The 13,400-nt window shown below is 71.8% G+C and carries 12 protein-coding genes; 7 read left to right on the top strand and 5 right to left on the bottom strand.

The annotated features are described in order from the left end of the window. Positions 1 to 37: 37 nt before the first annotated feature. Positions 38 to 1,354: a protoporphyrinogen/coproporphyrinogen oxidase gene (locus tag MXD64_RS00475; protein WP_263136939.1), complete on the bottom strand. Its 1,317-nt coding sequence runs from the start codon at positions 1,352 to 1,354 to the stop codon at positions 38 to 40. After that, positions 1,351 to 2,457, bottom strand: coding sequence for a uroporphyrinogen decarboxylase (gene hemE / locus MXD64_RS00470; RefSeq protein ID WP_194589868.1), 1,107 nt, complete (start codon positions 2,455 to 2,457; stop codon positions 1,351 to 1,353). Before hemE ends, MXD64_RS00475 begins: the two co-directional genes overlap by 4 nt. A gap of 38 nt (positions 2,458 to 2,495) precedes the next feature. Here hemE and MXD64_RS00465 point away from each other — a divergent pair, with 38 nt between their 5' ends. Both MXD64_RS00465 and MXD64_RS00460 read left to right on the top strand, forming a co-directional pair. Further along, positions 2,496 to 3,818 (top strand): glutamyl-tRNA reductase, encoded by a 1,323-nt coding sequence (locus MXD64_RS00465; RefSeq protein ID WP_017887730.1) that lies wholly within the window; start codon positions 2,496 to 2,498, stop codon positions 3,816 to 3,818. Between the two features lie 35 nt (positions 3,819 to 3,853). Further along, positions 3,854 to 4,252 (top strand): NUDIX hydrolase, encoded by a 399-nt coding sequence (locus MXD64_RS00460; RefSeq protein ID WP_263136938.1) that lies wholly within the window; start codon positions 3,854 to 3,856, stop codon positions 4,250 to 4,252. A gap of 3 nt (positions 4,253 to 4,255) precedes the next feature. Here the strand turns inward: MXD64_RS00460 and MXD64_RS00455 are convergent, their stop codons facing one another. Then, positions 4,256 to 4,531: a hypothetical protein gene (locus MXD64_RS00455; protein ID WP_017887732.1), complete on the bottom strand. Its 276-nt coding sequence runs from the start codon at positions 4,529 to 4,531 to the stop codon at positions 4,256 to 4,258. Between the two features lie 99 nt (positions 4,532 to 4,630). On the opposite strand from MXD64_RS00455, the gene MXD64_RS00450 reads away from it, so the two are divergent. The 4 genes from MXD64_RS00450 to MXD64_RS00435 all read left to right on the top strand — a co-directional run bounded on the left by MXD64_RS00450 (position 4,631) and on the right by MXD64_RS00435 (position 8,906). After that, a complete protein-coding gene (locus MXD64_RS00450) occupies positions 4,631 to 5,308 on the top strand; it encodes a DUF4232 domain-containing protein (RefSeq protein ID WP_056072520.1) in 678 nt (225 codons plus the stop codon). Between the two features lie 191 nt (positions 5,309 to 5,499). Further along, the gene (locus MXD64_RS00445; protein ID WP_263136937.1) at positions 5,500 to 6,777 is read left to right on the top strand and encodes an SGNH/GDSL hydrolase family protein; all 1,278 of its coding nucleotides are present in this window, start codon (positions 5,500 to 5,502) and stop codon (positions 6,775 to 6,777) included. A 291-nt stretch (positions 6,778 to 7,068) separates the two neighbouring features. Beyond that, the gene (locus tag MXD64_RS00440; protein ID WP_263136936.1) at positions 7,069 to 7,488 is read left to right on the top strand and encodes a GNAT family N-acetyltransferase; all 420 of its coding nucleotides are present in this window, start codon (positions 7,069 to 7,071) and stop codon (positions 7,486 to 7,488) included. Between the two features lie 59 nt (positions 7,489 to 7,547). Further along, the gene (locus MXD64_RS00435) at positions 7,548 to 8,906 is read left to right on the top strand and encodes a hypothetical protein (RefSeq protein WP_263136935.1); all 1,359 of its coding nucleotides are present in this window, start codon (positions 7,548 to 7,550) and stop codon (positions 8,904 to 8,906) included. 122 nt (positions 8,907 to 9,028) lie between these two features. On the opposite strand, the gene MXD64_RS00430 is transcribed toward MXD64_RS00435, so the two are convergent. Next, complete coding sequence (locus MXD64_RS00430; RefSeq protein WP_017887737.1) at positions 9,029 to 9,967, bottom strand: serine hydrolase; 939 nt, start codon at positions 9,965 to 9,967, stop codon at positions 9,029 to 9,031. Then, positions 9,967 to 11,931 carry a M13 family metallopeptidase gene (locus MXD64_RS00425; RefSeq protein ID WP_263136934.1) on the bottom strand — a complete coding sequence of 655 codons (1,965 nt, stop codon included), beginning with the start codon at positions 11,929 to 11,931 and terminating at the stop codon, positions 9,967 to 9,969. Before MXD64_RS00425 ends, MXD64_RS00430 begins: the two co-directional genes overlap by 1 nt. A gap of 81 nt (positions 11,932 to 12,012) precedes the next feature. On the opposite strand from MXD64_RS00425, the gene MXD64_RS00420 reads away from it, so the two are divergent. After that, positions 12,013 to 13,350 (top strand): uracil-xanthine permease family protein, encoded by a 1,338-nt coding sequence (locus tag MXD64_RS00420; protein WP_263136933.1) that lies wholly within the window; start codon positions 12,013 to 12,015, stop codon positions 13,348 to 13,350. Positions 13,351 to 13,400: the final 50 nt, after the last annotated feature.

Here is a 13,400-nt window from a genome sequence, read left to right as displayed (position 1 = left end):
CTCACCAACAGTAGCCCTCAGGGGCTGCGCGGTCCGCTCAGGAACGAAGGAGCTCGTCGGCTGCCTTCCGGGCCGCGCCGATGATGCCCGCCAGGCCGCGTCCGGTCGAGGCCTCGCCGATGCCGACGACGCCCTCGGCCAGCCCGGCTGCGGTCAGGTCCGGCCCGTACCAGCCGACGCGTGCGGCCCCGCTGACGCGGTCCGCCGTGATCGGCACGCCGAGCAGCGTGGAGGCGTCCTGCAGGGCACGGCTGCCGACGGGGTCGGCCGGGTCGACCGGGAGGCTCGTGGCCACGCCCGCGGTGTCCGTCGCGCCGGTCGCGTAGCTGAGTCGCAGGACGTGGCGTCCGTCCGCCACGTCGGCCAGCCACGGCCACTTCACGGTGGCGTGCGTCAGGGCCTTCGCCGACACGGCCTGCGCGTCCGGGTGCACGAGCATGCCGGTGCCACGCGGGGCCGCGTCGAGCTCCGGCTGGTCGACGACGAGCGTGACGAGCTGGATGCCCGTCCGGTCGGGTGCAGCCGTGCGCTCCGGGTCGGCGACGGAGGACAGGGTGTGCTGGGCCGGCAGCCGTTCGGTGGTGCCGTCGGCGCCGACGGTCTCCACCGCGTGCGCCTCGATCCGGGTCGCCCGGGTGTGCAGTCGGACGTCGACGCCGTAGGTGGCCATGTCGGCGACGAGTTCGTCCACGAGCCGCACCGTGCCACCGCGGATCCCCTGCACCGGGGTGCCGGCGGCCGCCCGTGCCCGCAGCGACAGGACCGCCCGGGCCAGGGAGCCCTCGCGCAGCAGTGCGGCGCGCAGGCCCGGAGCCACCCGGTCGGGGTCGAGCTGGTCGGGGTGGGTGGAGTGCACGCCACCGGCGATCGGCACCACCAGGTCGTCGAGCACCCGCTCCCCCATGCGCCGCCGGACGAGTTCGCCGAGCGAGGAGGCCTTGGCGCCCACCGGAGCAGGCAGCAGCGAGTCCATCTGGGCGCGCAGACCGCCCTGCTGTCCGACCACGGCCAGCACGTCGGCCGCCATCGGGGTGCTCGGGATGCCGAGGAGCCCGGTCGCGGGGATCGGCGAGGTCCGGCCGTCGCGGGTCATCAGCCACGCGCCGCGGGGGTCGGGGGCGACGACGTCGTTGCCCAGTCCCAGCTCGGTCGCCAGGCGGCCGACGGCGTCCGTTCGGGTGGCGAACGAGTCCGCCGCCATGTCCAGGTCGATCCCGCCGACGGTGTGCCGACGGATCATGCCCCCGAGCTCGCCCGAGGACTCGACGAGCACCACGTGGGCGCCGCCCTTGGCCAGGTCACGCGCGGTGACGAGCCCGGCGATCCCGCCGCCGACCACGACGACGTCGGTCATGCGCCGGCTCCGTCCCCGAGGGAGTGGACGAGCTCGACCACGCGGGTCAGGACGTCCGGGTCGGTCTCCGGCGGGACCCCGTGGCCCAGGTTCACGACGTGGGCCCGTGCGGCACCGCCCCGACGGACGACGTCGCGGACGTGCGCTTCGAGGACGTCCCACGGCGCCGAGAGCATCGCCGGGTCGATGTTGCCCTGCACGCTGACGCCGGTGCCGACGCGCCGGACCGCCTGGTCGAGGGGCAGGCGCCAGTCGACCCCGATCGCGTCGACGCCGACGGTGTCCGTGCCGAAGGTCGTCATGTCGGCCAGGACCTCGCCGCTGCCGACACCGAAGTGGATGCGCGGGACCCCGAGCTCGGCGACGTACGACATGGCCCGGGCGGAGTGCGGCGCGACGTACCGGATGTAGTCGGCGCGGGAGAGCGACCCGACCCACGAGTCGAACAGCTGCGCGGCCGAGGCCCCGGCGAGCACCTGGGCCCGCAGGAACATCCCGGACACCTCGGCGGCCCAGGCGAGCAGCCGCGACCAGGTCTCTGGGTCGGCGTGCATGAGCGTGCGGGCGCGGATGTGGTCCTTCGACGGGCCGCCCTCGACCAGGTAGGCGGCCAGGGTGAACGGTGCCCCCGCGAAGCCGATCAGCGGGGTGTCGCCGAGCTGCTCGACCGTTCGGCGGACGGCCTGCTCGATGGGGGCGAGGGCCGCGGGGTCGAGCTGCTCGAGCGCGTCGACGTCCGCGGGGGTGCGGATCGGCGACGAGAGCACCGGACCACGACCGGGGACGATCTCGACGTCCACGCCGGCGAGCTTGATCGGCACGACGATGTCGCTGAAGAAGATGCCCGCGTCGACCCCGTGCCGGCGCACCGGCTGCAGGGTGATCTCCGACGCCATCTCCGGGTCGAGGCACGCATCGAGCATGGCTGTGCCGATCCGAAGCTCGCGGTACTCCGGCAGGGACCGTCCGGCCTGCCGCATGAACCACACCGGGAGCGTCTCCGGACGGTCACCCCGCAGGGCCCGTACCAGGCGGGAACCACTCGTCCGCCCTGATGCCAGGGGGTGGGAGTCGGGGAGGGATGTGCTCGTCGCTTCGGTCACCGGATGATTCTCCCATCGAGCGCGTTACCATTGACTACGTGCTCATCTGTCTCACGGCGTCGCATCGCAACGCCAGCTTCGATCTCCTGGAGCGACTGAGCATCGGTGCACCCGCGGCAGCCAGCCGACTCGTCACGGATGCCGGCGTCCTCGACGGTGCAGTGGTCCTCGCGACCTGCAACCGCTTCGAGGCGTACCTGGACATCGCGGGCGACGAGAGCGACTCCGCCGTCTCCGCCACCGTGCAGGCCGTGGCCGCCGCGAGCGACCTCGACGCGACCGAGGTCCTGGACTCCGTCAACGTGCTCGGCGGCAAGGACGTCGTGCAGCACCTGTTCGCCGTGTCGAGCGGTCTCGAGTCCGTCGTCGTCGGCGAGACCGAGATCTCCGGCCAGGTCCGTCGCTCGCTCGAGGACGCCCGGTCGAACGGCACCACCACCTCGGACCTCGAGCGCCTGTTCCAAGAGGCCGCGCACACCTCGCGCGGCGTCAAGACCCGCACCCGCATCGGCGCCGCCGGCCGGTCGCTCGTGCGCCTCGGCCTCGAACTCGCCTCGTCGCGCGTCACCGACTGGGCCCGCACCCGCGTGCTGCTCGTCGGCACCGGCAGCTACGCGGCGACCACCATCGCCGCCCTGCGCGACCGCGGTGCCACGAACATCCAGGTCTTCTCGCCCTCGGGTCGCGCGTCCTGGTTCGCCGCCAAGCACGACCTCGTCGCCACCCGTGACCTGCGCCAGGCCATCGGGGCGAGCGACGTCCTGATCACCTGCACCTCGAGCGAGGTCCCGGTCGTCGCACCGGCCGACCTCGACGACGGGGTCCGCCGCATCGTCATCGACCTCGGGCTCCCCCGCAACGTCGACCCCGCGGCCGCCGGCGTCGACGGCGTCGAGCTGCTCGACCTCGAGACGATCAGCATCCACGCCCCGATCTCCGAGCTGAACGCCGAGTCCGAGGCCCGCGCGATGGTCGACGACGCCGTGTCCCGGTTCCGCGCCCAGGCGATGGAGCAGTCGACGACCCCGGCGCTCGTGGCGTTCCGCAAGCACGTGTTCGACATCCTCGACGACGAGATCGAGCGGGCCAAGCGCCGCGCGGACGCCGACGGCGAGTCCGTCGAGCACACCGAGCGGGCGCTCCGGCACCTGGTCGGCGTCCTGCTGCACCGTCCGTCGGTCCGCGCCCGTGAGCTCGGTCGCGCCGGTCGCGGCGAGGAGTTCGTCGGGGCGATCGACTCCCTGTACGGCGTCCGCCCCGACGCCGAACCGGAGCTGCCGTCGCCCGTCGTCCCGCTGGCCGACCGCACGGCCCTGGACCCGACCACCCCGGGTCGCGACGACCAGGCGGACGCGAGCTGAGCCTCCAGACAGGCGCCCAACCACCCACACTGCGCGTGAGTGCGCTGCTGCTGGCGCGTGACCGACGTGTCCTGATGGTGCGCGCCCGGGCGCGCGACGTGCTCTACCTGCCCGGCGGCAAGGCGGAGCCGCACGAGACCGACGTCGAGGCCGCCGTGCGCGAGGCGTACGAGGAGACCGGCCTGCGGCTGACCGCCGCCGACGTCGAACCGTTCGGCGTCGTGTTCGAGCCCGCCCACGGGCAGGCTCCGGGGACGATGGTCGCGATGACGCTGTTCCTGGTCCGGCCGGGAGGCCCACTGGACTCCGCCACGCCCGTCGCCTCGGCCGAGGTGGACGAGGTCGAGTGGGTCACCTCCGCCGACGCGGGTCGCTGCCCGCCCGCGGGCGTGGAGACGCTCCGCCGCCTGGTGGCGGCGGAGCTGATCGACTGACCGTCAGGCCTTGTCGGTGTCGGTGTACTCGCCGACCTCGCCGTTCTGGGCCGGCTCGGCCTCGCCGGGGATGTCCGAGTCGACGTACTCGCCATCGGGCCCGGCGCCGTTCGGACGCGCCTCGCCGGGGATGTCGCTCGAGACGAACTCGCCGACGGGCTCCGTCGACTCGACGTGCTCCTCGCCCGGGATCTCGCTGTCGGTGAAGGCTCCGGCGCGGGGCTCGACCCCGTCCGCGCGACCCTCGTCGCCTCGTGCCTGTTCGTGCTTGCCCGTCATGTCCGACCTCCGCTGCTCGGGTTGCTTGCCTCGGAGTGTGCTCGGGGTCCCTGGACGCCGACCGAACCGGATGCGGCGTTCGGTGGTTGCCTGTGCAGCATGCAACGCAGCAGCCGATCCAAGTTCCTGCTCGTCGTGACCGGGCTCGTCGCCGTCGGGACACTGGCGGGGTGTGCCTCGGACGGGCAGCCCGCCGCCACCGAGACGGTCACCGCGCCCGCGCCGTCGCCGTCCGCGTCCGCGCCGGCGTCCGCACCGCAGTCGTCGGACGAGTCCGCCTCGACGGCACCGTCCACCGGTTCCGGGTCGTCCGCCGGTTCCGGTTCTGCTTCCGGTGACCGGTGCGCGGTGTCGTCGCTGGCAGGACGCATCGAGGCCGGCAGCGGCGGTGCCGCCGGCAGCGTCATCGTGCACCTGGTGCTCGAGAACACCGGGTCGACGACCTGCACCGTGCAGGGGTGGCCGGGCGTCTCGTTCGTCGGGGGTGGCACCGGCAAGCAGATCGGTGCGGCCGCGACGCAGGAGAAGAACGCGCCGCACCCGACCGTGACCCTCGCACCCGGCAAGACCGCCGTCGCACCGCTCAAGATCGTCCGGGCCGAGAACTACCCGTCGGGTGACTGCTCGGCGAAGACCCCGGACGGCTTCCGCGTGTACCCGCCCGGGTCGAAGCAGTCCCTGTTCGTGAAGGACACGGACTACAAGGCGTGCGCGTCCGCCGACGCCTCGCTGCTGTCCGTGCAGGCGTTCGTCCCGGAGGGGCAGGCGACGTCGTAGCGGTCGGACGTTCGACGACAGCTGTCGGACGATCCGCTGGCACCGATCCCGGGAGTGGACAGGTCTGTTGCTCACGACGGAACTGACCTATGGTCGTCGTGGGATGGGGGTTCTCTCAGGTTGCCGCAGGTCGGCAGGGCCGGAGAGTGCGCTCGTGCCGTGACCACCGCATCGATGCTCTTGGGGGAAACATGACGGATCACAGTTCGAAGAGCGGCCGGGGGATCTCGAGGCGAGGTCTGCTGCAGGGCGCCGCCGTCACGATCGGCGGATCAGCCCTGGCCGGCGCTGCGGCGTCACCGGCGACCGCGGCAGCCACCAAGCCGTTCATCCCGTCGGGACTGACCTACTCCGCGAGCGACCCGCTCGCCGGGTTCTTCGGCAAGGTCGCCGCCGGCACCGCGACCATCGTCACGGCGGGCGACTCGATCACGGAGGCGTTCGGCGCAGCCTCGCCGCAGAAGGGGTACCCGGCGCGGGTGCGGGCACGACTCCGCAACGGTGCTGGGCAGGCACCCGGCGGGTTCGACTACGTCCCCGCCCGCTCGCAGTACGCCACGGTCGACAAGCCGCCGACCACGGTGACCTACGTCTCGTACACCGGGGCGAACGGTGCCGCGATCGACCTCCGCTCCGCCACGTACGCGGGCGCCCGGAGCACGAAGTCCGGACTCGGCCGACGAGCCGTCGCGCTGACCGGCACCGGCACCGGCGTCCGGTCGGCGACGTTCACGCAGCGCTGCACGTCGTTCGTGCTGTCGTGGCGGGCGACGAGCACGCGTGACGCCGTCTCCGTCACCATCGACGGCACCAAGGTCACCCTGCCGGCGGTCTCCACCGGTGAGCAGACCTGGACCAGCCCGAAGTCGGCCTCCGCGGTCCGCACCGTCACGGTGACGTGGCAGAGCGGCGAGCCGTTCCTCGAGGGCTGGCAGCTCTTCGACGGCGACGAGGGCGGTGGGTTCCACGTCCTCGAGGCATCGCAGTCGACCTCGCGCACCGAGGGGTTCTCGCTCGCCTCGTCGGCCGCGAACGGCAACGACACCTGGGCCGATGCGCTCCGTCGCTTCTCGCCCGACCTGATCACGTCGATGTGGGGGACGAACGACTACGGCGTGGTCACCCCCGCGGTGTTGACGCAGCAGACGGTCAACTACCTGGACCTGGTGCACGACCGCAGCCCGGACTCGGCGTTGCTCGTGATCATGCCGTACCAGCTGGGCAAGGCGTCGACCACCGAGTGGGCGAAGTACCGCGCCGCACAGCAGCAGGCGGTGACCACGTTCCGGTCCGCGAACCCGGGTGTCGCGATCGGGTTCTTCGACCTCGGTGCCTACGTGCCGCCGTACTTCGGGCAGACCGGCACAACGGGCAACACCTACATGTACGACGGGATCCACCCGAACGACACCGGCTACGACGTCATCGCGGCGATCCTCTACGCCTACCTGACGTCGACACCGGCCTGAGCTGGGGCCCCGTCCGCGTGGTGATCGCGGGCGGGGCGCAGTCCGTGACGAGCGGGAGCCCCGGACCGTGGGCACCGCGAACCGCAGGTACGGACAGTCCAAGGAGCGCCGTCGTGGGGATTCGGGTCGACACGACGGCGCTCACACCACACGTCATCGTGTGCCAGGCGACGCTCGCCCCCGCGCGTCGCCAGCAGCGATGCTCGTCCGGATCCGACCGGGCGTCAAGGAATAGATGAGCACGACTCGCCGGTCGCGCCCGTCCCCGTGAGCTCGGGCGCGATGGGCTCCATGAGCACGACGATCAGCGACAAACCCCCGGGGATCGACGAACTGGTGGCGCTGTACGACGCCGTCGGGTGGACCGCGTACACGCAGGACCCCGCAGCCCTCACCGCGGCGATCGTCGGCTCCCACAGCGTGCTGACCGCCCGCGACGACGACGGACACCTGCTCGGCCTGGTCCGCACGGTCTCCGACGGGGTGACGATCGTGTACGTGCAGGACGTCCTCGTCCTGCCGTCCGCGCAGCGGGCCGGCGTCGGCGGCGCACTCCTCGACGCCGTCCTGCAGCGGTACGCCAGCGTTCGCCAGACTGTCCTGCTCACCGACGCGGAGCCGGGGCAGCGGGCGTTCTACGAGTCACGTGGCCTCGTCGAGGCCCACGACGTCGAACCCCATCCGCTGCGCTCCTTCGTGCTCCTGCGCTGAGCACGGATGGGTCTCGCGACCGATTCCGCCCGCACGGCGCCGTTCCTAGACTCGGACGCATGGGGGCTCGCGCACGGACACGTTCAGCGGCAGCCCTCGCGACCGCGCTCGGCGTCGTGCTCACCCTCGCCGCGTGCACGTCGCCACCACCGCCGGCCGGGTCGGAACCGGCGCTCGCGAAGCTCATCACCCGAGTCGAGCGGTTGCCCGGGGTCGACACGGCCGAGGGCGAGATCCGTCAGGTCGACGCGAAGGACGACCCGCACAACTGGATCACCTCGCTCGAGGTGCAGGCCGACACGACGGACCTCGCGGTCGCCGAACGGATCCGGAACACGGCAGCGCGGGGTGTCACCGGCACGACGCTGTCGGTGACCGTGGACGTGCCCCGCGGCCGGGCGTCGGCGCCGGTCGCAGTCGACCCGATGGACCCCGACGTCGTCGAGCTGGCCGGTCGGTTGCGTGCGGAGCCCTTCGTGCGTCGGCTGTGGCTGACGCCGTCCAATGCAACGATCCGGCTCGTGCCGGGCATCAGCTTCAGCGACGCCGTCGCGCAGGCCCGGCCGATCGTCGACGATCACCCGGCCTCCCTGATCCGTGGTGACGTGTCCGTCGGCATCACTGCGACGCACCCCGGGCGAGCACTCCTGCGCACGATCGACGGGTTCGACCGCGACGGTGACCACGACGTCGAGGGCCTGTACTACTCACCGGGCACGACCTACGCCGACGCTGCGCAAGCACCCGCAGACGAGTACGGAGCGGCTGCCGAGCCCGAACGGCCTTCCCTGTCGATCGACGGCGAACGACTCGGCGCCGTCGCCGACGTCCTCGTCCGGACGAAGGACGAAGCCGCCGACGCACACCGCGCTCCGCGCACCGCGTTCTCCGTCGGCCTCGACGGGACGAGTGGCTGGCTCGGACTCCCCCTCGACGCGAAGAAGCCGCAGGACGCCACCGCCCCGGGCACCACGACGACGAGCCCCACGCCGGCCCCCTGGGTGCCCGCCGACGTGAGCGACCACGCTGCGACGCTCCGGGCGTTCCTCGAGCGCTCGGCCGACGCCGCCGGGGTCCCCGCGACCGTCACCACGGGCACCGAACAGTGCGCGCCGTCCGGGTCGACCTGGTCGCCCGATGCAACCGGCACCCGGGCGACGGCGTTCAGCATCGTGCCGGTGTTCCAGATCGTCGACGACGCGCAGGGGCCGTTCGACGCCGTGACCGCGCTGTGGACGTCGGAGGGCTTCGAGGTCAGCGGCCGGGCGATGGGCCGGGACTACTGGTCGTCGTCTTCGGATGCGGATCCTGCCACGGCGAGCATCCGGGGCACGGTCGACGGGCTGAGCCTGAGCGCCGAGTCGGTCTGCGTCCCCGGCCCTGACACGGCGACACCGCGTTCCGGCACCCGCCCGTAGCGCCCACGGGGCCGCGAGTCTCGGCTGCGCGGACAGTTTCGCCGTCGTGACGCCCGCGATCCGTCCGCCGGACCGAGACTCGGCACGAGCAGCGGCAACAGCAGCGGCAGCGGCAAGCGCGCTCAGCGACGAGCCGGGGCGTGCACCGCCTCGAGCACCTCGGTGCCCATGGTCCGCAGCGCCTCGACCACGGCCAACCGCCGCTGCAACGAAGCGTCGTCGAACGTCACCGTCACGGCGTAGCTGACCGACGACCCGGGCCCCCGCAGGATCCCCGCCTCGGCCCGCACGCCGGTGCTCGACCCGGTGACCGCGACGACCTGCAACCCGTGGTCGAGTGCCCGGTGCGCCAGGGGGTCGAGGCCGAAGGAACCGGCGACCAGGTTCAGGTCGCTCGCCAGGGACAGCCAGCCGAGCACCCGGTTCGACACCGCCTCGTCGACGACCTCGCCGAGCGCCAGGCCGCGCATCACCCACGACAGCTCCCCGGTCGGTGCGACGGACGCGTCGGGAGCGTCGTCCGGCCCACGGCGGTCCCGCACGCGGTCGATCAACGCCGTGCGCTCGATGCCCAGGGACTCCGCGCGCTCCCGGACGGCGTCGATGCCCACCGTCGTCAGCAGCGCGTTCATCGCCCAGGCATCGGCGGTGGCCCCGACCAGGGTCGCCAGGTCGGGCACCTGCATGGTCGGCTCCTGCAGGAACTGCCACAGGCCGGCGCCGGTCGCGGTGTCGCGGGCCATCCGCTGCAGCCGGTCACCGTGCAGGCGGCCGTCCTCGAGCTGGGCGGCGACCTCGATGAGCAGCAGGACGCGGCCCAGGCTCGCGACCGGCTGCACCAGGGTGTCGTCGATCCCGAGCAGTGCCTTGCCGCTCGACGTGTCGATCACCGAGGCACTCACCCCGGCGCCCTCGAGCGCGAGCGCACCGAGGGCCTCGGTGGTGGCGGTGAAGCGGTCGTCGGCCCGGCCGCTGTGCCGCCCACGACCGCGGCCGCCGCCTGCTGGGCGGTCGTCCGGTCGCCGGCGGCGCGACGACCGGGCCGCGTCCGACTCCGTCATCACCAGATGGCGACGCGCTCGGCGGGGTCGAGGTACATCGCGTCCTGCTCGGTCACGCCGAAGGTGTCGTACCAGACGTCGATGTTGCGGACCACCTGGTTGCAGCGGAACTCGTTCGGCGAGTGCGGGTCGATCGACAGCAGACGCGCAGCCTCTTCCGGTCGGATCGCCATCCGCCAGGCCTGTGCCCAGCTCAGGAAGAAGCGCTCGGCGCCGGTCAGTCCGTCGACGACCGGGGGCTCCTGACCGTCGAGCGACAGCAGGTACGCCTTCCACGCGATCGACAGGCCACCGAGGTCACCGATGTTCTCGCCGATCGTCAGGGCACCGTTCACGTGGCTGTCGGGCACCTCGGTCGGCACCAGGGCGTCGTACTGCGCGATGAGGGCCTTCGTGCGCTCCTCGAACGCCGCGCGGTCCGCTTCGGTCCACCAGTTCTCGAGCTTGCCGTCGCCGTCGTACTGCGAGCCCTGGTCGTCGAAGCCGTGACCGATCTCGTGCCCGATGACGGCACCGATCGCGCCGTAGTTCGCGGCGGCGTCGCGGTCCGCGTCGAAGAACGGGAACTGCAGGATCGCGGCCGGGAACACGATCTCGTTGAAACCGGGGTTGTAGTACGCGTTGATCGTCTGCGGGGTCATGAACCACTCGTCGCGGTCGATCGGCTTGCCGATCTTGCCGAGCTCGCGGTCGACCTGGAACGAGGCGACGGCGCGGACGTTCGCGACCAGGTCGTCGGCGAGGACGGGCAGCGCCGAGTAGTCGCGCCACTTCACCGGGTAGCCGATCTTCGGCGTGAACTTGTCGAGCTTGTCGAGCGCACGGGCACGGGTCTCGTCGGTCATCCAGTCGAGCGCCGTGATGCTCTGCCGGTACGCCTCGACCAGGTTGGCGACGAGGTCGTCCATCTTGGCCTTCGAGGTCTCGTCGAAGTGCTCCTGCACGTAGATGCGGCCGACGGCCTCGCCCATCGCACCCTCGACCAGCGAGACGCCGCGCTTCCAGCGCTCGCGCTGCTTGGGCGCACCGGTGAGTGCGGTGCCGTAGAACGAGAAGTTCGTGGCCGAGAACGCGCTCGTCAGGTACGCGGCGGAGCCACGGATGACCTGCCAGCGCAGCCAGTCCTTCCAGACCTCGAGCGGCTGGTCGTTCAGCAGGTCGGCCAGGCCAGTGATGAACGAGGGCTCGCGCACCACGACGGTCTCGAAGGCTCCGGCGGGGGCGTCGATGGCCTGCCACCAGGTCTGCAGGTCGACGCCCTTCGCGAGCGCGGCGACCTCGGCCCAGGGCAGCTTGTTGTAGGTCTTCTGGCTGTCACGCGTGGTGACGTTGTCCCAGTGCTTCGACGCCAGTGCCGTCTCGAGTGCGATGACGTGCTCGGTACGGGCGCCGCCGTCGTCGAACCCGGCGAGCGGGAACATCGCGGCGACGAACTCGCGGTACTTCTCGCGGATGTCGGCGAAGCGCTCTTCGCGGTAGTACGACTCGTCGGGCAGCCCGAGGCCGGACTGCTCCAGGAACACGACGTAGGACTCGGGGTCGCCCGGGTCGTTGTCGACGAAGAGCTGCAGGAAGCTCGGCAGGCCGATGCGCTCGAACCGGCCGACGGCGGCGATGACCTCGGGCACGGACTCGATGGCGGTGATCTCGGCGAGCAGGTGCTCGATGGGTGCGGTGCCGAGCTCCTCGAGCCGCGCTTCGTCGGTGAACGAGGTGAAGAGGTCACCGACCTTGCGTTCCTCGGTGCCGGGGGCGGCCTGCTGCGAGCGCTCGATGATGTCGCGCACGGCGATCTCGGCGGCTTCGGCCAGCACCGTGAAGGAGCCGTACCGGGCCTTGTCGTCGGGGATCGGCGTCGCCTCGATCCAAGTCCCGTTCACGTGGCGGTACAGGTCGTCCTGGGGGCGCACCGCGGGGTCGAGTTCGTCAGTGTGGATGCCGGAGGCACGTGCGACGTCGGTCATGCGGTCCACGATAGCCACCGACCCCATGGGGCAGGTCGATCAGGGTCGTCACCGGCACACGGCTGCCGGTACGGTCATCGCATGGGACTTCCGTGGAAGCTGCACGGCGACGGCAAGACCGTCTCCGCGACGACGATCGTGGCACCCGACGAACGGCTCACCTGGCCCCGGACGATCGGCCTCGGTGTGCAGCACGTCGTCGCGATGTTCGGCGCCACGTTCCTGGTGCCCCTGATCACCGGCTTCCCGCCGTCGACGACGCTGCTGTTCAGCGGCATCGGCACGATCCTGTTCCTGCTCATCACGGGCAACCGCCTGCCGAGCTACCTCGGCTCGTCGTTCGCGTTCATCGCCCCGATCGGTGCGGCGACCAAGATCGGCGGCATCCCGCTCGCCCTGTCCGGCATCATCGTCGTCGGTGCGCTGCTCGCGATCGTCGGGCTCGTCGTGCACCTGGCCGGCGCCGGGTGGATCGACCGGCTGATGCCCCCGGTGGTCTCCGGCGCGATCGTCGCCCTGATCGGCTTCAACCTGGCACCGTCGGCCCGGGACAACTTCACGGAAGCCCCGGTCATCGCGGTCATCACCCTCGCGACGATCATCCTGGTCACCGTCCTGTTCCGGGGCCTCATCGGCCGCCTGTCGATCGTGATCGGCGTGCTCGTCGGGTACGTCGCGGCGCTCATCGGCGGTCAGGTCGACTTCTCGAAGGTCGGCCACAAGCCGTGGATCGGTCTGCCGGACTTCACCGCTCCCGCGTTCGACCCGTCGCAGCTGCCGATCTACCTGGCGTTCGTTCCGGTCGTGCTGGCGCTGGTCGCCGAGAACGTCGGCCACGTCAAGGGCGTCGGGCAGTTGACCGGCCGTGACCTCACGCCGCTCACCGGTCGCGCGCTCTTCGCCGACGGCATCTCGACCGTGCTGGCCGGCATCGGCGGCGGCTCCGCCACCACCACCTACGGCGAGAACATCGGCGTCATGGCCGCCACCCGCGTCTTCTCGACCGCCGCCTACTGGGTCGCCGCGATCGCGGCCGTCCTGCTCGGCCTGTCGCCGAGGATCGGCGCCGTCATCTCCTCGGTGCCCGCCGGCGTTCTCGGGGGCGCCACCACCGCGCTCTACGGCCTGATCGGCATCATCGGCATCCGGATCTGGGTCGAGAACCGCGTCGACTTCTCGAAGCCGAAGAACCAGCTGACCGCCGGAATCGCCCTGATCATCGGCATCGCGAACTTCACGTTCACCTTCGGCCAGGCCAGCTTCGGCGGCATCATCGTGGGCACCATCGCCGCGATCGTCGTCTACCACGTGATGGACGTCATCGGCCGGGCCCGCGGCACCGACGAGCCCTCGACCGAGGTCGCTGACCCCGCACACGCCGCCACCGGCGCCGTCCCCGCGGAACCGCGCGCCGACTGACGCGAGTGGTCGGCCGGCCGTCGCCACGCGCCTGACGACGTGGGACCACC

It is taken from the genome of Curtobacterium sp. Arg-1, from assembly GCF_025643395.1.
In the GTDB taxonomy this organism is placed as follows: domain Bacteria; phylum Actinomycetota; class Actinomycetes; order Actinomycetales; family Microbacteriaceae; genus Curtobacterium; species Curtobacterium poinsettiae.
Note: the sequence above shows the minus strand (reverse complement) of the source record. Positions and strands in the feature narration are given on the sequence as shown.